We start from the raw sequence: 19305 nt of genomic DNA on the forward strand, positions 1-19305 counted from the left end.
CAATCGCGCCCTAGTCTGGCTAAAGCGATTACGTCCGGAAGACGAGCAAGCAGTGCTAATGCAAGGGACCTCATGAATCAAACGCGGACTCTCGGAACGCCACGGTTGTTGGGCATTGTCTGGCCATTTATCGCCGTTGTGTTGTTTCAAGCCTTGCTGGGCGGCGTTAGCCTTTATGTGCTGTCGGCTGTTCGTGGCTATGTTGCCGGCGAAAGCCTTTGGTCCAAGGGCCAGAAAGATGCCATCTATTACCTGAACCTCTACGCCGACAGCGGCGACGAAGGGATATTTGATAAGTACCAGAGCGCCATTTCCGTGCCTCAAGGCGGGCATGAATTGCGTGTGGCGCTGGATCAGCAACCGCCAGACATCGAAGCGGCGAGGCTGGCGATCCTCAAGGGGGGCAACCACCCGGACGACGTTTCCAGCCTGATCTGGCTGTACCTCAACTTTCGTCACTTCAGTTACCTCGAAAAAGCCATCGACTTGTGGACCGTGGGGGATGCCTATCTGGCCAAGCTCGATGACGTTGCCAGGGACATGCATCAGCACATCAATACCCGCCCTGCCTCTGATGCGGATATCCAGCGCTGGAAGGAGCAGATCTTCGCGATCAATGATGAAGTGACTCCGGCGGCGAAAGCCTTCAGTGATGCACTGGGGGAAGGGTCGCGGGTCATTCTTCGTCTGCTGCTGCTGACTAACCTCGCCACTGCGCTTGGATTGATTGCGCTGGCGCTGATGCGCACCCGCAAGCTGCTCAAGCAGCGCCATGCCTTCGCCGATGCACTGCAACTGGAGAAAGAACGGGCGCAGATCACCCTGCAATCGATTGGCGACGGCGTGATCACCACAGATGTTTCCGGTGCGATTGCCTACATGAACCCGGCGGCCGAGGCATTGACCCACTGGAAGGCCGAGCAGGCGACAGGCTTGCCGCTGGCAGCGCTGTTCAACCTGCTGGATGAAGAGGCCCAGACCGATGGCTTCACCCTTATCGAACATATTCTCAGCGGCCAGCTCAGTGGCGGCAGCGAGCACTCCAAGCTGATTCAACGCCTGGACGGCAGCACGGTGTCGGTCACACTGGTGGGCGCGCCCATCCGCAATGCCGGCAAAGTCAGCGGTACGGTGCTGGTGCTGCATGACATGACCCAGGAGCGGCAATACATCGCCAATCTGTCATGGCAGGCGACCCACGATGCCTTGACCGGACTCGCCAACCGCCGTGAATTCGAATATCGCCTGGAACAGGCGCTGCACAACCTGACCCGCTACTCGGGGCGCCATGCCCTGATGTTCCTCGATCTGGATCAGTTCAAGCTGGTCAACGATACCTGCGGCCATGCGGCGGGCGACGAACTGTTGCGGCATATCTGCGCCTTGCTGCAGTCGGGGCTGCGCGAAGGCGATACCCTGGCGCGCCTGGGCGGCGACGAGTTTGGCATCCTGCTGGAAAACTGTGCGCCGGAAGCGGCGGAGAAAATTGCCGAGAGCCTGCGCCAGACTGTGCAGAATCTGCATTTTGTCTGGAAGGGCCGGCCTTTCGTCACCACTGTCAGTATCGGGCTGGTTCATGTCGCGCAGAATCCGACGACGCTCGAAGTCTCGCTGCGTGCTGCTGACATGGCGTGCTACATGGCCAAGGAAAAGGGCCGCAACCGGGTCCAGGTCTATCATCCGGATGACTCGGAACTGTCCCTGCGTTTCGGCGAAATGGCCTGGGTGCAACGTTTGCATATGGCGCTGGAGGAAAACCGCTTCTGCCTGTATGCCCAGGAAATCGTCCCCTTGGGTCATGTCGAGCAGGACGGCGGGCATATTGAAATTCTGCTGCGATTGCATGATGAAGCCGGGCGGATGATCTTGCCCGACAGCTTCATTCCGGCTGCCGAGCGTTATGGCCTGATGAGCTCGCTTGATCGTTGGGTGGTGCAGAACGTGTTCAAGATCATTGCCCAATGTCGGGCCGAGCGAGGCCAAGGCCCGCTGGCCATGTGTGCGATTAATCTGTCAGGCACGACGATCGGGGATGAGGCGTTCCTCGACTTCCTGCGTGAACAGTTTGTGACCTATTCGATTCCGCCTGAAATGATTTGTTTTGAAATTACTGAAACCAGTGCTATTTCAAATCTTGGCAGCGCCATTCGATTCATTAATGAACTCAAAGGCTTAGGATGCCATTTTTCACTGGACGACTTTTGTGCCGGAATGTCCTCATTCGCGTACCTGAAACATTTGCCTGTAGACTTCCTGAAGATCGACGGGAGTTTCGTAAAGGATATGCTGGAGGACCCGATAAACCGCGCCATGGTCGAGGTGATCAATCACATCGGCCATGTCATGGGTAAGCGCACGATTGCCGAGTTTGTCGAAACGCCCCAGATCGAGCAGGCATTGCTGGAGATCGGGGTTGATTACGCTCAAGGGTATGTGATTGAACGCCCGCATCTGTTTACCAGCGATAGCTTGTTGAGTCGTCCTGCCAGGCCCCAGCCGATGTTGTTCAAGGCCCCTGGCACGTTCCGTTGAAATTCCTGCCGGTCTTACAATCACAATCAAAAGGAGCTCGACAGTGATCGACACATTCAACCGAACCGGACCGCTCATGGAAGCTGCAAGTTACCCTGCCTGGGCCCAGCGCCTGATCCAGGACTGCAGCGAGAGCAAGCGCCGGGTTGTCGAACACGAACTGTACCAACGCATGCGAGACAACAAGCTCAGTGCGAAGACCATGCGCCAATACCTGATCGGTGGTTGGCCGGTGGTCGAACAGTTCGCGTTGTATATGGCACAAAACCTGACCAAGACCCGCTTCGCCCGTCATCCCGGCGAAGACATGGCCCGTCGCTGGCTGATGCGCAACATCCGCGTCGAATTGAACCACGCCGATTATTGGGTGCACTGGAGTCGCTCGCACGGTGTCAGCCTGGAGGACCTGCAGGCACAGCAGGTTGCACCGGAGCTTCACGCGTTGAGCCATTGGTGCTGGCACACCAGTTCGGCCGACTCGCTGATCGTTGCGATTGCCGCCACCAATTACGCCATCGAAGGAGCGACCGGGGAATGGTCGGCACTCGTTTGTTCCAACGGTATCTACGCCGCCTCGTTCCCCGAGGAGGATCGCAAGCGGGCGATGAAGTGGCTGAAGATGCATGCCCAGTACGACGATGCCCACCCGTGGGAAGCCCTGGAAATCATCTGCACGTTGGCGGGCACCAACCCGAGCAAAGCCCTGCAGGTGGAGTTGCGCCAGGCCGTTTGCAAGAGTTACGACTACATGTACCTGTTTCTCGAGCGTTGCATGCAATTGGAGCACGCAGAGCGGGCGCCGGTCGTGCGTGAGCGGATGGCATTGGCCGAAGGCTGATTCAGCTATCACGCAATAAAACTGTGGGAGCGGGCTTGCTCGCGAAAGCGGAGTGTCATTCAGCTTAGATGTCAGCTGATACGCCGCCTTCGCGAGCAAGCCCGCTCCCACATTGTCTTGTGTCGCAGCTAATGACTCAGCCCGCCATCTCCAGCCGGTTACGACCTTCGCGCTTGGCCACATACAGTGCACTGTCTGCCCGCCGCAACAGGCTGTCGGCGGACTCGCCGGGCAACAGGGTCGAACAGCCGAGGCTGACTGTCAGCAAGATCGTATGACCGTCGGCCAGGTACTCCTCAGCCTGAACAGCAAACCGCAGCCGTTCCCCCACCATGGCCGCGGCTTCGCGGCTGGTATTGGACAGCAGTATCAGGAACTCTTCACCGCCATAGCGGAACACCATGTCGACGTTGCGCAGCTGGTTCTTGATCGAGGCGGCGACCGCCTTTAGCACGTGATCACCCGTGCTGTGGCCATGGGTGTCATTGACCAGCTTGAAATGATCGATGTCCAGCATCAACACCGATAACGGTTGCAGATGGCGCCGGGACAGCTCGATTTCCCTTTGCAGCGTCTGGTCCATGGCGATGCGGTTACCGGTGCCCGTCAGCGGGTCGCGCAGTGCGCTTTGGGTGGCGGTACGGTAAAGCAGCGCATTACGCATCGGAAACAGCAGCGTAGCCAGCAGTGATTCGAGATTGCCCTGTTCCTGTTCGCTGAAACGCTGATTGCGGCGGAAAATCAGTTCACCCAGGTGTTCGCCATCGTGGCTGAGGCTGTAACTGATGGAATGGTGACCACGCTGGCCGAACTCCAGGCGCAGATCGCTGCTCTTGTGCAGGTAACACAAGGCGTCCAGCGGCACCAATCGCTGAATCTCGCGATAGAAAGTCCCAAGAATGCGCTGCGGTTCCAGACTGGTTTGCAGTTGCAGGCCCAGTTGCTGGCGCATTTGCGCAAGGCAGACGGGCCGTTCCAGAAGAGGCGGTTGCTGACCAAAGCCCAGGCGCTGCAATTTGGCGCTATCGAAGTCAATTGCGTTGGTCTGGGAAGGTGGTTTCATTAGGCGTGCGCCCCTGAGCAGTAAGGCTGTCTTACAAGCAGGGTGAGAGCGGCTTAGGGCTGCGCGTCGTACTGGTCCGTCAGTCCCGTAGGACATTTCGTACAAGTTTAATCTGCTTTGTGGAAGATGAGTAACTTCTGCACCCATGCTTCACCCCGTCTGCTTTCACGTTGCGTGTCTGAGCAAACTTAGAGCGAAAGTCGTGCCATTCGGTTCATCAGAATAAAATTCATATTAAATCAAATGGTTGTGCATCATCTATAACCTGTATGGCGCAGCGTGTGACGTTTGTTTGACAGGTGCATGGGGTGTCTTCGAGTGCCGCGTCGGGAAGCCGGCGCGGCATCGAAAAAGCGATGTACGGTCGTTATTGGGCGTTGAACGCCTGACCATTGATACCGGTGCTGTCCGGGCCCATCAGGTACAGGTAGACCGGCATGATCTCCTCGGGCGTCGGGTTGTTCAGCGGGTTTTCACCCGGGTAAGCCTGGGCGCGCATGCTGGTGCGGGTAGCGCCCGGGTTGATGCTGTTGGAGCGTACCGGGGCCACGGTGTCGACTTCGTCAGCCAGGGTTTGCATCAGGCCTTCGGTGGCGAACTTGGAGACGCCGTAAGCGCCCCAGTACGCACGTCCCTTGCGACCGACGCTGCTGGATGTGAACACCACCGAGGCGTCCTGTGACAGCTTGAGCAGCGGCAGCAATGTGCTGGTGAGCATGAACATGGCATTGACGTTGACTTGCATGACCCGCATGAAGTTTTCGCCGGAAAGCTGTTCGATCGGCGTGCGCGGGCCGATGATCGAGGCATTGTGCAGCAGGCCGTCGAGGTGCCCGAATTCGTTTTCGATCATCGCCGCCAGCTCATCGTATTGATGGGGCAGGGCGGTTTCGAGGTTGAACGGGATCACCGCCGGTTGTGGATGGCCGGCGGCTTCGATTTCGTCGTAGACCTGGGTCAGGTTGGCTTCGGTCTTGCCCAGCAGCAACACGGTTGCGCCGTGGGCGGCGTAAGTCTTTGCCGCTGCGGCGCCGATGCCGCGTCCTGCACCGGTGACCAGGATGACCCGATCCTTGAGCAGTTCGGGGCGGGCGGAATAATCAAACATAAAAACCTCAACAGATCAGAACGAGCGAACCTTGTAGGAGCGAGCCTGCTCGCGATGGTCGTCAACGATTACGCGACGAGCCTGGCACCCCGCGGCGCTCTCAGGTTTTTCGCGAGCTAGCTCGCTCCTACAGTGGGCGAGCTCAGTAAAGAGATTCAGCAGCCGCAGAGCGCGCTATCGAGCACTTTGCGCAACTCCAGCGGATGATCGACCACCACGTCCGCACCCCAGTGACGCGGGTTATCGTCGGGGTGGATGTAGCCGAAGGTCACCGCAGCCGTCCTGGTGCCGGCATCACGGCCCGACTCGATGTCGCGCAGGTCGTCGCCGACGAACAGCACGCTGGCCGGGTCCAGGTCGAGCATCTTGCACGCCAGGATCAGCGGCTCCGGATCCGGCTTGCTGTTCTTCACGTGATCCGGGCAGATCAGCAGCGCCGAACGTTCGGACAGCCCCAGTTGTTGCATGATCGGTTCGGCGAAGCGCAGTGGCTTGTTGGTGACCACGCCCCAGATCAGGTTGGCTTTCTCGATATCGGCGAGCAACTCGGCCATGCCGTCGAACAGCTTGCTGTGCACCGCGCAACCGACGAGGTAGCGCTCCAGGAACTCCAGGCGCAACTCTTCGAACCCCGGCGATTCCGGATCCATGGCGAAGGTCACGGCGACCATCGCCTTGGCACCGCCGGAAATCTCGTCGCGGATGTGCTTGTCGTTCATCGGTGGCAAGCCGCGGTCGGCACGCATCGCCTGACAGATCGCAATGAAGTCTGGCGCGGTGTCGAGCAGGGTGCCGTCCATGTCGAAAAGAACTGCTCTGATTGGCATCGGCTTATTCCTCGCGCAGGGTCTGGATCATGTAGTTGACGTCCACGTCGGCGGCCAGCTTGTAGTGCTTGGTCAGCGGGTTGTAAGTCAGGCCGATGATGTCCTTGACGGTCAGGCCGGCCATGCGGCTCCAGGCGCCGAGTTCGGAAGGGCGGATGAATTTCTTGAAGTCGTGGGTGCCGCGCGGCAGCAGCTTCATGATGTATTCGGCGCCGACGATGGCGAACAGGTACGCCTTCGGGTTGCGGTTGATGGTCGAGAAGAACACCTGGCCGCCGGGCTTGACCATGCGGAAGCAGGCGCGGATGACCGACGACGGGTCCGGCACGTGCTCAAGCATTTCCAGGCAGGTGACCACGTCGAACTGCTCCGGCATTTCCTCGGCCAGGGCTTCGGCGGTGATCTGCCGGTATTCGACGTTGACGCCCGATTCCAGTTGATGCAACTGGGCAACCGCCAGCGGCGCTTCGCCCATGTCGATACCCGTCACGGTCGCGCCGCGCTGGGCCATGGCTTCACTGAGGATGCCACCGCCGCAACCCACGTCGAGAACTTTCTTGCCGGCCAGATTGACCCGCTCGTCAATCCAGTTGACCCGCAGCGGGTTGATGTCGTGCAGCGGTTTGAATTCGCTTTCGCGGTCCCACCAGCGATGGGCCAGGGCCTCGAATTTGGCGATTTCGGCGTAGTCGACGTTGCTCATGGTCTAAGTCCTCTAAAACTTGAAAAATCCTGTTGCCCCGGATGGCGTTCCGGGGTGCTTACGATTCGGTACGGCCACTGATGCGCTGGCCCCAGGCCTTCGCGACAGCGCAAAGCTGTTGTTCATCAAGGCGAGTGAGGCGACGGTCGTCGAGCAGTTGCTTGCCGGCAACCCAAAGGTGTTTCACGCAGTCCCGGCCGGTGGCGTATATAAGCTGCGAAACCGGGTCGTAGACCGGTTGCTGGGCCAGGCCGGAGAGGTCGAAAGCCACCATGTCCGCGGCCTTGCCGATTTCCAGCGAGCCGGTTTCGGTCTCGATACCCAGGGCACGGGCGCCATTGAGGGTGGCCATGCGCAAGGCGCGATGGGCATCCAGCGCGGTGGCCGAGCCGGCGACAGTCTTGGCCAGCAGGGCCGCGGTGCGGGTTTCGCCGAGCAGGTCCAGGTCATTGTTGCTCGCCGCGCCATCGGTGCCGACCGCGACATTGACCCCCGCCTGCCACAAGCGCTCGACCGGGCAGAACCCGCTGGCCAGCTTCAGGTTCGACTCCGGGCAATGAATCACATTGCTGTTGCTTTCTACCAGCAGTGCCAGGTCTTCATCGCTGATCTGGGTCATGTGAACCGCCTGGAAACGCGGCCCCAGCAAGCCCAGGCGCGCCAGGCGGGCCAGCGGGCGTTCACCGCGCTGCTCGACCGACTGCTGCACTTCGAAGGCGGTTTCATGCACGTGCATGTGGATCGAGGCGTCCAGTTCCTCGGCGATTACCCGGATTTTTTCCAGGTTCTCGTCGCCCACGGTGTAGGGTGCGTGGGGGCCGAAGGTGATTTTGATGCGTTCGTGGTGCTTGAGATCGCCAAACAGTTCAACGCCCTGACGAATGGCCTCATCCGCGGAGCCCGCGCCCGGAATGGGGAAGTCGAGGATCGGAATCGCGATCTGCGCGCGAATGCCGCTGTTGTGCACGCGCTCGCTGGCAACCTTCGGGAAGAAGTACATGTCAGAGAAACAGGTGATGCCGCCTTTGATTTGCTCGGCGATGGCAAGGTCGGTGCCGTCGCGCACGAAGTCTTCGTCGACCCACTTGGCTTCGGCGGGCCAGATGTGGTTTTCCAGCCAGGTCATCAATGGCAGGTCATCGGCCAGGCCGCGGAACAGTGTCATCGCCGCGTGCCCGTGGGCATTGATCAGGCCGGGGCTGAGCAGCATGTCGGGCAATTCGCGGATTTCGGTTGCGTTAAGCTTCAGTGCGGCGGAACGTGGGCCGATAAACACGATGCGTCCATCACGGATGCCCACGCCATGTTCCTTGAGGACGACGCCAGCGGGTTCGACGGGTACCAGCCAGGTCGGCAGCAATAACAGGTCGAGCGCAGCGGCAGTGTTCGGCATCGAGGGTCGGTTCCAGTGCTTTTGTAAAGAATGGCGAAGTATACCCGAGCGTCTTCGCGGGGGGATCGCTATAATCGGCGGCTTTTGTTCATGAGTGCGGGGTGAGGGATGCGCGATCGACTGTTGGCTGCGGAAAAGGTAAAGGCCATCGATTGGCGTGATGGCGCTCTCCATCTGCTGGATCAGCGTATTTTGCCGTTCGAGGAAACCTGGATCGCCTACACCAGTGCAGCCGGTGTGGCCGAGGCCATTCGCTCGATGGTGGTGCGTGGCGCGCCGGCCATCGGCATCAGCGCCGCTTATGGCATCGTGCTCGCGGCCCGTGCCCGGATTGCCGAAGGTGGCGATTGGTATGCGGCGCTGGAGGAGGATTTCATGCTGCTGGCCGATTCCCGTCCTACTGCGGTCAACCTGTTCTGGGCGCTGGGTCGCATGCACGACCGGCTTGATCGCCTGAAAGACAATGCCGATCCGCTGGAGGCGCTGGAGGCCGAGGCCATTGCCATTCACGAAAGTGATCGCGAAGCCAACCTGACCATGGCGCAACTGGGTGTCGACCTGATCCGCAAGCATCAGGGCAACGCCCAGGCGATCCTGACCCACTGCAACACTGGCGCACTGGCCACGGGCGGCTTTGGCACGGCGCTGGGCGTGATTCGCGCTGCATTCATCGAGGGGATGGTCGAGCAGGTCTATGTCGACGAAACCCGCCCATGGCTGCAGGGCTCGCGGCTGACCGCATGGGAGCTGGCCAATGAAGGCATTCCCGTGACCCTCAATGTCGACTCCGCCGCTGCGCATATCATGAAGACCAAAGGCCCTACCTGGGTCATCGTCGGCGCTGACCGGATTACCGCCAATGGCGATGTGGCCAACAAGATCGGCACCTATCAGCTGGCCGTCAACGCCATGCACCACGGCGTGCGCTTCATGGTGGTGGCGCCGAGTTCGACCATCGACATGAACCTGGCCAGTGGCGACGACATTCCGATTGAAGAGCGTGATGGTCGCGAGTTGCTGGAAGTTGGTGGCAAGCGCGTCGGGGCCGATGTCGATGCCTTCAATCCGGTGTTCGACGTGACGCCGGCGGATCTGATCGATGCGATCGTCACCGAAAAAGGCATTGTCGAACGCCCGGACACGGCGAAGATGGCGCAGTTGATGTGCCGCAAGCGTCTGCATTAATTATCGTTGGCGTTTGTTCAATCGCTTTCGCGGGTAAGCCCGCTCCCACAGTTGATCGAGGTGTGACCGCAATCGTCGGCACAATAAAGAACCACTGTGGGAGCGGGCTTGCCCGCGAAGAGGCCTGCACAGGCACCGAACAACCCAAAATCCACCCCATTTCTTCATTCAACACGGCTCTAAGCCTCCCTGTTCCCTTTTCAGCCTGTCACCGGTCAACTAACTACTCTCCATGCGCATCTGGGGGATAGGTGCGTGGCGGCTCTTGTGATAACATCCGGCGGTTTCCATGGTTACCCTGCGGGGTGACCTTTACTGCGCAGATCCATGGCATAACTCGTTGATTTGTCGTAAGCCACTGCATGGCACCGAGCCTGCAGCGGCGAGCTTCGTTGGTCCTGACGAAGTTTCACCAGAAAAAGGAATCAGGCTTCTCATGGGCGAACTGGCCAAAGAAATCCTCCCGGTCAATATCGAAGACGAGCTGAAGCAGTCCTACCTCGACTACGCGATGAGCGTAATTGTCGGGCGGGCACTGCCGGATGCGCGCGATGGCTTGAAGCCCGTGCACCGGCGCGTGCTGTTCGCGATGAGCGAGCTGGGCAACGACTTCAACAAGCCGTACAAGAAATCTGCCCGTGTTGTCGGTGACGTGATCGGTAAGTATCACCCGCACGGTGATACCGCGGTGTACGACACCATCGTTCGGATGGCACAGCCATTCTCCCTGCGCTACCTGCTGGTAGACGGCCAGGGCAACTTCGGTTCGGTGGACGGCGACAACGCCGCGGCCATGCGATACACCGAAGTGCGCATGACCAAGCTGGCGCACGAGCTGCTGGCCGACCTGCATAAGGAAACCGTGGACTGGGTGCCGAACTACGACGGCACCGAAATGATCCCGGCGGTCATGCCGACCCGTATTCCCAACCTGTTGGTCAACGGCTCCAGCGGTATCGCCGTGGGCATGGCGACCAACATTCCGCCACACAACCTCGGTGAAGTCATCGACGGTTGCCTGGCGCTCATCGACAATCCCGAGCTGACTGTCGACGAGCTGATGCAATACATCCCTGGTCCGGACTTCCCGACCGCTGCGATCATCAACGGTCGCGCCGGCATCATTGAAGCCTACCGCACTGGCCGTGGCCGCATTTACATGCGCGCCCGCTCGATGATCGAAGACATCGACAAGGTCGGTGGCCGCCAGCAAATCGTCATCACCGAACTCCCTTACCAGTTGAACAAGGCGCGTCTGATCGAGAAGATCGCCGAGCTGGTAAAAGAGAAGAAGCTCGAAGGCATCACCGAACTGCGCGACGAGTCCGACAAGGACGGTATGCGCGTCGTGATCGAGCTGCGTCGTGGTGAAGTGCCTGAGGTGATCCTCAACAACCTCTACGCCCAGACCCAGCTGCAAGCGGTGTTCGGCATCAACATCGTCGCGCTGATCGACGGCCGTCCGCGGATCCTGAACCTCAAGGACCTGCTGGAAGCCTTCGTTCGTCACCGTCGCGAAGTGGTGACCCGTCGTACCGTGTTCGAACTGCGCAAAGCCCGCGAGCGTGGTCACATTCTTGAAGGTCAAGCGGTTGCCCTGTCGAACATCGACCCGGTCATCGCCCTGATCAAGGCGTCGCCAACGCCGTCGGAAGCCAAGGAAGCGCTGGTCAGCACCCCTTGGGAGTCCTCGGCCGTGGTGGCGATGGTGGAGCGTGCCGGCGCCGATTCGTGCCGTCCGGAAAACCTCGATCCGCAATACGGTCTGCGTGACGGCAAGTACTTCCTGTCGCCGGAACAGGCGCAAGCCATTCTGGAGCTGCGTCTGCACCGCCTGACCGGTCTGGAACACGAAAAACTGCTGGCCGAGTATCAAGAGATCCTCAACCAGATCGGCGAGCTGATCCGCATCCTCAACAGCGCCACGCGCCTGATGGAAGTGATCCGCGAAGAGCTGGAAGTGATTCGCGCCGAGTACGGCGACGTGCGTCGCACCGAAATCCTCGATGCCCGTCTCGACCTGACCCTGGGGGACATGATCCCGGAAGAAGAGCGCGTCGTGACCATATCCCACGGTGGCTATGCCAAGACCCAGCCGCTGGCTGCGTACCAGGCCCAGCGTCGTGGCGGTAAAGGCAAGTCGGCGACCGGCGTCAAGGATGAGGACTACATTGCCCACCTGCTGGTTGCCAACAGCCACACTACGCTGCTGCTGTTCTCGAGCAAGGGCAAGGTGTACTGGCTGAAAACCTACGAAATCCCTGAAGCATCCCGCGCTGCCCGTGGTCGTCCGCTGGTCAACCTGCTGCCGCTGGATGACGGTGAATACATCACCACCATGCTGCCGGTCGAGGAATACACCGAAGGTCACTACATCTTCATGGCCACCGCCAACGGCACCGTGAAGAAGACCCCGCTGGAATCCTTCAGCCGCCAGCGCAGCGTCGGCCTGATCGCGCTGGAGCTGGACGAAGGCGACGTGCTGATTTCTGCCGCCATTACCGATGGCGAGCGTGAAGTGATGCTGTTCTCCGACGGCGGCAAGGTTACCCGCTTCAAGGAATCCGACGTTCGCGCCATGGGTCGTACTGCCCGCGGTGTGCGCGGTATGCGTCTGCCGGAAGGCCAGAAGCTTATTTCCATGCTGATCCCGGAAGAAGGCAGTCAGATCCTCACCGCTTCCGAGCGTGGTTTTGGCAAGCGCACGGCGATCACCGAGTTCCCTGAGTACAAGCGTGGCGGTCAGGGCGTTATCGCCATGGTCAGCAACGAGCGTAACGGCCGCCTGGTCGGCGCCGTCCAGGTGCTCGACGGCGAGGAAATCATGCTGATTTCCGACCAGGGCACCCTGGTGCGTACTCGTGTCGACGAAGTGTCCAGCCTGGGTCGTAACACCCAGGGCGTGACCCTGATCAAGCTGGCCAAGGATGAAACCCTGGTCGGGCTGGAGCGGGTTCAGGAACCTTCGGAAATCGAAGGTGAAGAACTGGAGGGTGAAGAGGGGGCGGTGTTCGATGGTGAAGTCGTGATCGACGACGTTGCCGAAGACCGGCAACTCGACGCCGCTGCTGACGAAGAGCCACAGGAATAAGCGGGCAAGCAGGGGGCGGATGAAAATTCGCCCCCTTGTTGTTTGTCCGTAATGAAATATCGACGCCCATGAGATCCCCTGTGGGAGCGGGCTTGCTCGCGAAAGCGGAGTATCAGGCGACATCTTTGCTGAATGTCAGCCCGTTTTCGCGAGCAAGCCCGCTCCCACATCAAGTTGGCGTCGACTGATATGTGATACCCCCAAATCAGAGCGAGATTGGATGTGAGCAAGAGAGCCTATAACTTCTGTGCCGGTCCTGCGGCGCTTCCCGAAGCTGTCCTGCAGCGCGCCCAGGGTGAACTCCTCGACTGGCACGGCAAGGGTCTGTCGGTCATGGAAATGAGCCATCGCAGTGATGAGTTCGTGTCCATCGCCACCAAGGCCGAGCAGGATCTGCGTGATCTGCTGAATATCCCTTCGAACTATAAAGTGCTGTTCCTGCAGGGTGGCGCCAGCCAGCAATTCGCGCAGATTCCTCTGAACCTGCTGCCGGAAAACGGCTCGGCCGACTATATCGACACCGGTATCTGGTCGCAGAAAGCCATCGAAGAAGCTTCGCGCTACGGCCAGGTCAACGTTGCCGGCACCGCCAAGCCCTACGACTATTTCGCCATTCCCGGTCAGAACGAGTGGAAGCTGTCGAAAGACGCGGCCTATGTTCACTACGCGCCGAACGAAACCATCGGCGGCCTGGAGTTCCAGTGGATTCCGCAAACCGGTGACGTTCCGCTGGTGGCCGACATGTCCTCGGACATCCTGTCGCGCCCGGTGGATGTTTCGCGTTTCGGCATGATCTACGCCGGTGCCCAGAAAAACATCGGCCCGAGCGGTATCGTCGTCAACATCGTTCGCGAAGACCTGCTGGGCAAGGCCCGCTCCATTTGCCCCACCATGCTCAATTACAAGGTCGCGGCCGACAACGGCTCGATGTACAACACCCCGCCGACCCTGGCCTGGTATTTGTCCGGCCTGGTGTTCGAGTGGCTCAAAGAGCAGGGCGGTGTCGAGGCCATCGGCAAGCTCAACGAAGTCAAGCAGCGCACGCTGTACAGCTTCATCGATGCCAGCGGCCTGTACAGCAACCCGATCAACAAGTCGGACCGCTCGTGGATGAACGTGCCGTTCCGCCTGGCTGACGATCGTCTGGACAAGCCGTTCCTGGCTGGTGCCGACGAGCGTGGCCTGTTGAACCTCAAGGGCCACCGTTCCGTGGGTGGCATGCGCGCCTCCATCTATAACGCCGTCGACATCAACGCCGTCAATGCGCTGATTTCGTACATGGCAGAGTTCGAGAAGGAACACGGCTAATGTCTGAGCAAGAACTCAAGGCACTGCGCCTGCGCATTGATGCCCTGGACGAAAAGGTCTTGGAGCTGATCAGTGAGCGTGCGCGCTGCGCCCAGGAAGTCGCGCGAGTAAAGATGGCCTCGCTGGCCGAAGGCGAAGTGCCGGTGTTCTATCGTCCTGAGCGTGAGGCTCAGGTGCTCAAGCGTGTCATGGAGCGTAACCAGGGGCCGCTGGGCAACGAAGAGATGGCGCGGCTGTTCCGCGAAATCATGTCTTCCTGCCTGGCACTCGAGCAGCCGTTGAAAGTGGCTTATCTCGGCCCCGAGGGTACCTTCACCCAGGCGGCGGCCATGAAGCACTTCGGTCACGCGGTGATCAGCAAGCCGATGGCGGCGATCGACGAAGTGTTCCGTGAAGTGGCGGCCGGGGCGGTGAACTTTGGCGTGGTGCCGGTGGAAAACTCCACCGAAGGCGCGGTCAACCACACCCTCGATAGCTTCCTCGAACATGACATGGTGATCTGCGGCGAAGTCGAGCTGCGTATCCACCATCACCTGTTGGTCGGTGAAAACACCAAGACCGACAGCATCAGCCGCATCTACTCCCACGCCCAGTCCCTGGCCCAGTGCCGCAAGTGGCTGGACGCCCATTACCCGAATGTCGAGCGCGTGGCGGTGTCCAGCAACGCCGAGGCGGCCAAGCGGGTCAAGGGCGAGTGGAACTCGGCGGCGATTGCCGGTGACATGGCGGCCGGCCTGTACGGCTTGACCCGTCTGGCCGAAAAAATCGAGGACCGCCCGGATAACTCCACGCGCTTCCTCATGATCGGCAACCAGGAAGTGCCGCCGACCGGCGACGACAAGACCTCGATCATCGTCTCGATGAGCAACAAGCCGGGTGCGCTTCATGAGTTGCTGGTGCCGTTCCACGACAACGGCATCGACCTGACGCGAATCGAGACCCGTCCGTCGCGCAGCGGCAAATGGACCTACGTGTTCTTCATCGATTTTGTCGGCCACCACCGCGATCCGCTGGTAAAAGGCGTGCTGGAAAAAATCAGTCAGGAAGCAGTGGCACTCAAAGTGCTGGGTTCCTACCCGAAAGCAGTTCTCTAAGGGCGGTAGCAAATGAGTGGTAATTTCCTCGCTCTGGCACAGCCGGGCGTGCAACAACTTTCGCCTTACGTTCCGGGCAAACCCGTGGACGAACTGGCTCGCGAGCTGGACCTCGATCCAGCCAGCATCATCAAGCTGGCGAGCAACGAAAACCCGCTGGGCCCCGGTCCCAAGGCGTTGGCGGCCATCCGCGATGCGCTGGCCGAGCTGACCCGTTATCCGGACGGCAATGGCTTTGCCCTCAAGAGCCTGTTGGCCGGGCAGTGCCGCGTCGAACTTGATCAGGTTACGCTGGGCAATGGTTCCAACGACATCCTGGAACTGGTCGCGCGTGCCTATCTGGCGCCGGGCCTGAACGCCGTGTTCAGCGAGCATGCGTTCGCGGTCTACCCGATTGCCACTCAGGCGGTCGGTGCGCAGGCCAAGGTGGTTCCGGCCAGGGATTGGGGGCATGACCTGCCTGCAATGCTGGCAGCCATCGATGCCAATACCCGCGTGGTCTTCATCGCCAACCCGAACAACCCGACCGGGACCTGGTTCGACGCCGAGGCGCTGGACGAATTTCTGCAGGATGTTCCGGAGCATGTGCTGGTCGTGCTGGACGAGGCCTATATCGAGTACGCCGAAGGCAGCGACATGCCGGACGGCCTGGACTTCCTGGCGGCTTATCCGAACCTGCTGGTTTCCCGCACCTTCTCCAAGGCCTATGGCCTGGCGGCGTTGCGCGTGGGTTATGGCTTGTCCACGGCGGTAGTCGCAGACGTGCTGAACCGTGTGCGCCAGCCGTTCAACGTCAACAGCCTGGCCCTGGCCGCGGCCTGTGCGGCGTTGAAGGACGACGAGTATCTGGCGCAAAGCCGTCAGTTGAACGAGTCCGGCATGCAGCAGCTGGAAGCCGGTTTCCGTGAGCTGGGGCTGAGCTGGATTCCATCCAAAGGCAATTTCATCTGCGTCGATCTCGGTCAAGTCGCGGCCCCGGTGTTCCAGGGCTTGCTGCGTGAAGGTGTGATCGTGCGCCCGGTGGCCAACTACGGCATGCCAAATCACCTGCGCGTCACCATTGGTCTGCCGGCAGAGAACAGCCGCTTCCTGGATGCGCTGACCAAGGTTCTGGCTCGTGGTTGATGTCACTGCACTGCAATCTGCTGAACCTATGATCGGTCGCCTGGTGGTGGTCGGTCTGGGGTTGATCGGCGGTTCGTTTGCCAAGGGTTTGCGCGAAAGCGGGATGTGTCGCGAAGTGGTCGGGGTCGATCTCGATCCACAATCGCGCAAGCTCGCGGTCGAGTTGGGTGTGGTGGATCGCTGCGAAGAAGACCTGGGCGTTGCTTGTCTGGGCGCCGACGTCATTCAGCTGGCGGTGCCGATCCTGGCCATGGAGAAAGTGCTCGCGCGTCTGGCTGGCATGGACCTGGGGCAGGCGATCCTGACCGATGTCGGTAGCGCCAAGGGTAACGTGGTGCGCGCTGCCACTGAAGCATTTGGCAAGATGCCGCCATGCTTCGTGCCGGGGCATCCGATTGCCGGTTCCGAGCAGAGTGGGGTCGAGGCCTCCAACGCCGAGCTGTTCCGTCGGCACAAGGTGATCCTGACGCCGCTGGATCAGACCGATCCGGCAGCCTTGGCCGTGGTCGACCGTTTGTGGCGCGCGCTGGGTGCCGATGTCGAGCACATGCAGGTCGAGCGTCACGACGAAGTACTGGCCGCGACCAGTCATCTGCCGCACTTGCTGGCATTCGGCCTGGTCGACTCGTTGGCCAAGCGCAATGAAAATCTTGAGATCTTCCGTTACGCTGCGGGCGGTTTCCGCGATTTCACAAGAATCGCCGGAAGCGACCCGGTCATGTGGCACGACATTTTCCTCGCCAACCGCGAAGCTGTCCTGCGCACACTCGATACATTTCGCAGCGATCTCGACGCCTTGCGCGACGCGGTCGATGCAGGGGATGGGCACCAATTGTTGGGCGTTTTCACTCGCGCCCGGGTTGCCCGCGAGCATTTCAGTAAAATCCTGGCCCGCAGGGCCTATGTGGACGCTATGAATTCCAACGATCTGATTTTCCTGGCTCAACCTGGTGGCCGCCTGTCCGGTCGGATTCGCGTACCGGGTGACAAATCGATTTCCCACCGTTCGATCATGCTCGGTTCCCTCGCTGAAGGCGTCACCGAAGTCGAAGGCTTCCTCGAGGGTGAAGATGCCCTGGCGACCTTGCAGGCGTTCCGTGACATGGGCGTGGTCATCGAAGGTCCGCACCACGGACGCGTGACCATTCACGGCGTTGGCCTGCACGGCCTGAAGCCGGCACCGGGCCCGATCTACCTGGGCAACTCCGGTACTTCGATGCGTCTGCTGTCCGGCCTGCTGGCTGCGCAAAACTTCGACAGCACCCTGACCGGCGACGCCTCGCTGTCCAAGCGCCCGATGAATCGCGTGGCCAATCCGCTGCGTGAAATGGGCGCGGTGATCGAGACTGCCGCCGAAGGTCGTCCACCGATGACCATCCGTGGCGGCAACAAGCTCAAGGGCCTGACGTACACCATGCCGATGGCCAGCGCCCAGGTTAAATCCTGCCTGCTGCTGGCCGGTCTGTACGCCGAAGGCAAGACCACCGTGACCGAGCCGGCTCCGACCCGCGACCATACCGAGCGCATGCTGCGCGGTTTCGGCTACCCGGTGAGCGTTGACGGTGCCACGGCATCGGTAGAGTCCGGTGGCAAGCTGGCCGCGACCCACATCGAAGTTCCGGGCGACATTTCGTCGTCGGCGTTCTTCCTGGTGGCGGCATCGATCGCCGAAGGTTCGGACCTGGTGCTCGAGCATGTCGGCATCAATCCGACCCGTACCGGTGTGATCGACATCCTGCGCCTGATGGGTGCGGACATCACGCTGGAAAACCAGCGTGAAGTCGGCGGCGAACCCGTGGCTGACCTGCGTGTACGGGCAGCTAAACTCAAAGGTATCGAGATTCCGCAAGCGCTGGTTCCATTGGCCATTGACGAATTCCCGGTGCTGTTCGTGGCCGCTGCCTGTGCCGAAGGGCGCACTGTGCTGACCGGCGCCGAAGAGCTGCGGGTCAAGGAATCGGATCGCATCCAGGTCATGGCGGACGGTCTGCTGGCACTGGGCGTCAAATGCGAACCGACCCCGGACGGCATCATCATCGACGGCGGCCAGATCGGCGGCGGTGAAGTGCACGGTCATGGTGATCACCGTATCGCCATGGCGTTCAGCGTTGCTTCGCTGCGCGCCAGTGCGCCGATCCGCATTCATGATTGCGCCAACGTCGCGACGTCGTTCCCGAACTTCCTGGCGCTATGCGCGCAGGTCGGCATTCGTGTGGCACAAGAGGCGCAGTCGTGAAAAACATTGCACCGGTCATCACCATCGATGGGCCAAGCGGTTCGGGCAAGGGCACGGTAGCCGGGATTCTGGCCAAGCGCCTGGGCTGGAACCTGCTGGACTCCGGTGCGTTGTACCGCCTGCTGGCTTTCGCCGCGCATAACCATGGCGTCGACCTGACCAACGAAGAGTTGCTGAAGAAACTTGCCGCTCATCTGGACGTGCAGTTCATCGCGGCGACGGACGGTCAGCTGCAACGCATCATTCTGGAAGGTGATGAAGTCAGCGATGTCATCCGCACCGAAAGCGTCGGTTCCGGCGCGTCCCAGGTGGCTGCGTTGCCCGCTGTACGCGAGGCGCTGCTGCAGCGCCAGCGTGCTTTTCAGGAAGCGCCGGGCCTGGTGGCGGATGGGCGTGACATGGGAACGGTGGTTTTTCCTGATGCGCCGCTGAAGATTTTTCTGACCGCAAGTGCCGAGGAACGGGCACGCCGCCGATATTTGCAGTTGAAGGGCAAGGTCGAGGGTGTTAGTCTGTCGAGTCTGCTAGATGAGATACGTGCACGCGATGAGCGTGACACCCAGCGAGCGGTAGCCCCGCTCAAACCGGCGGCTGACGCCATACAGCTGGATTCCACGGAATTGTCCATCGACCAGGTGCTGGAACGCATCATGAGCGAGATCGCCATCCGCGATATCGCCGGGTGACCAAGAAGGCCGCAGGGGACCAGTCATAGTCCTGCGGTGGCTTCTTTTAAATGAAACTAACCCACACCGTCTGGGGTGTGGAGATGGGCGTTTTCTTCGCCCTCATCAACAGGAAT

The 19305-nt window shown here is 60.5% G+C and carries 14 protein-coding genes; 9 read left to right on the top strand and 5 right to left on the bottom strand.

The window, feature by feature from the left end; all coding sequences use genetic code 11:
- Window positions 1-72: 72 nt before the first annotated feature.
- Window positions 73-2532, top strand: a complete 2460-nt coding sequence (locus PPUTUW4_RS06915; protein ID WP_015093972.1) for an EAL domain-containing protein — start codon at window positions 73-75, stop codon at window positions 2530-2532.
- A 43-nt stretch (window positions 2533-2575) separates the two neighbouring features.
- Window positions 2576-3370, top strand: a complete 795-nt coding sequence (locus PPUTUW4_RS06920) for an iron-containing redox enzyme family protein (RefSeq protein ID WP_015093973.1) — start codon at window positions 2576-2578, stop codon at window positions 3368-3370.
- A 136-nt stretch (window positions 3371-3506) separates the two neighbouring features.
- On the opposite strand, the gene PPUTUW4_RS06925 is transcribed toward PPUTUW4_RS06920, so the two are convergent.
- The 5 genes from PPUTUW4_RS06925 to PPUTUW4_RS06945 all read right to left on the bottom strand — a co-directional run bounded on the left by PPUTUW4_RS06925 (window position 3507) and on the right by PPUTUW4_RS06945 (window position 8464).
- Window positions 3507-4433, bottom strand: a complete 927-nt coding sequence (locus PPUTUW4_RS06925) for a GGDEF domain-containing protein (RefSeq protein ID WP_015093974.1) — start codon at window positions 4431-4433, stop codon at window positions 3507-3509.
- A gap of 367 nt (window positions 4434-4800) precedes the next feature.
- Window positions 4801-5541 (bottom strand): YciK family oxidoreductase, encoded by a 741-nt coding sequence (locus tag PPUTUW4_RS06930; RefSeq protein WP_015093975.1) that lies wholly within the window; start codon window positions 5539-5541, stop codon window positions 4801-4803.
- 155 nt (window positions 5542-5696) lie between these two features.
- Complete coding sequence (mupP, locus tag PPUTUW4_RS06935; protein WP_015093976.1) at window positions 5697-6368, bottom strand: N-acetylmuramic acid 6-phosphate phosphatase MupP; 672 nt, start codon at window positions 6366-6368, stop codon at window positions 5697-5699.
- A gap of 4 nt (window positions 6369-6372) precedes the next feature.
- Window positions 6373-7071 (bottom strand): bifunctional 2-polyprenyl-6-hydroxyphenol methylase/3-demethylubiquinol 3-O-methyltransferase UbiG, encoded by a 699-nt coding sequence (gene ubiG, locus PPUTUW4_RS06940; RefSeq protein ID WP_007973655.1) that lies wholly within the window; start codon window positions 7069-7071, stop codon window positions 6373-6375.
- A gap of 58 nt (window positions 7072-7129) precedes the next feature.
- Window positions 7130-8464, bottom strand: a complete 1335-nt coding sequence (locus PPUTUW4_RS06945) for a TRZ/ATZ family hydrolase (RefSeq protein WP_015093977.1) — start codon at window positions 8462-8464, stop codon at window positions 7130-7132.
- A 108-nt stretch (window positions 8465-8572) separates the two neighbouring features.
- Between PPUTUW4_RS06945 and mtnA the strand changes: the two genes are divergently transcribed.
- The 7 genes from mtnA (at window position 8573) to cmk (ending at window position 19189) form a co-directional block, all read left to right on the top strand.
- Window positions 8573-9649, top strand: coding sequence for an S-methyl-5-thioribose-1-phosphate isomerase (gene mtnA / locus PPUTUW4_RS06950; protein ID WP_015093978.1), 1077 nt, complete (start codon window positions 8573-8575; stop codon window positions 9647-9649).
- Window positions 9650-10085: 436 nt separating this feature from the next.
- Complete coding sequence (gene gyrA, locus PPUTUW4_RS06955; protein WP_015093979.1) at window positions 10086-12740, top strand: DNA gyrase subunit A; 2655 nt, start codon at window positions 10086-10088, stop codon at window positions 12738-12740.
- 222 nt (window positions 12741-12962) lie between these two features.
- A complete protein-coding gene (gene serC / locus PPUTUW4_RS06960; RefSeq protein ID WP_015093980.1) occupies window positions 12963-14048 on the top strand; it encodes a 3-phosphoserine/phosphohydroxythreonine transaminase in 1086 nt (361 codons plus the stop codon).
- A complete protein-coding gene (gene pheA / locus PPUTUW4_RS06965) occupies window positions 14048-15142 on the top strand; it encodes a prephenate dehydratase (protein ID WP_007939916.1) in 1095 nt (364 codons plus the stop codon). Before serC ends, pheA begins: the two co-directional genes overlap by 1 nt.
- A 12-nt stretch (window positions 15143-15154) precedes the next feature.
- Window positions 15155-16267: a histidinol-phosphate transaminase gene (gene hisC / locus PPUTUW4_RS06970; protein WP_015093981.1), complete on the top strand. Its 1113-nt coding sequence runs from the start codon at window positions 15155-15157 to the stop codon at window positions 16265-16267.
- 28 nt (window positions 16268-16295) lie between these two features.
- On the top strand, window positions 16296-18503 hold the full coding sequence (locus tag PPUTUW4_RS06975; RefSeq protein ID WP_015093982.1) for a bifunctional prephenate dehydrogenase/3-phosphoshikimate 1-carboxyvinyltransferase: 2208 nt from the start codon (window positions 16296-16298) through the stop codon (window positions 18501-18503).
- A complete protein-coding gene (gene cmk, locus PPUTUW4_RS06980) occupies window positions 18458-19189 on the top strand; it encodes a (d)CMP kinase (RefSeq protein WP_177325095.1) in 732 nt (243 codons plus the stop codon). The genes PPUTUW4_RS06975 and cmk overlap by 46 nt, the downstream gene beginning before the upstream one ends.
- Window positions 19190-19305: the final 116 nt, after the last annotated feature.

Origin of the sequence: Pseudomonas sp. UW4 (assembly GCF_000316175.1) — a bacterium.
Lineage (GTDB): Bacteria > Pseudomonadota > Gammaproteobacteria > Pseudomonadales > Pseudomonadaceae > Aquipseudomonas > Aquipseudomonas laurylsulfatiphila.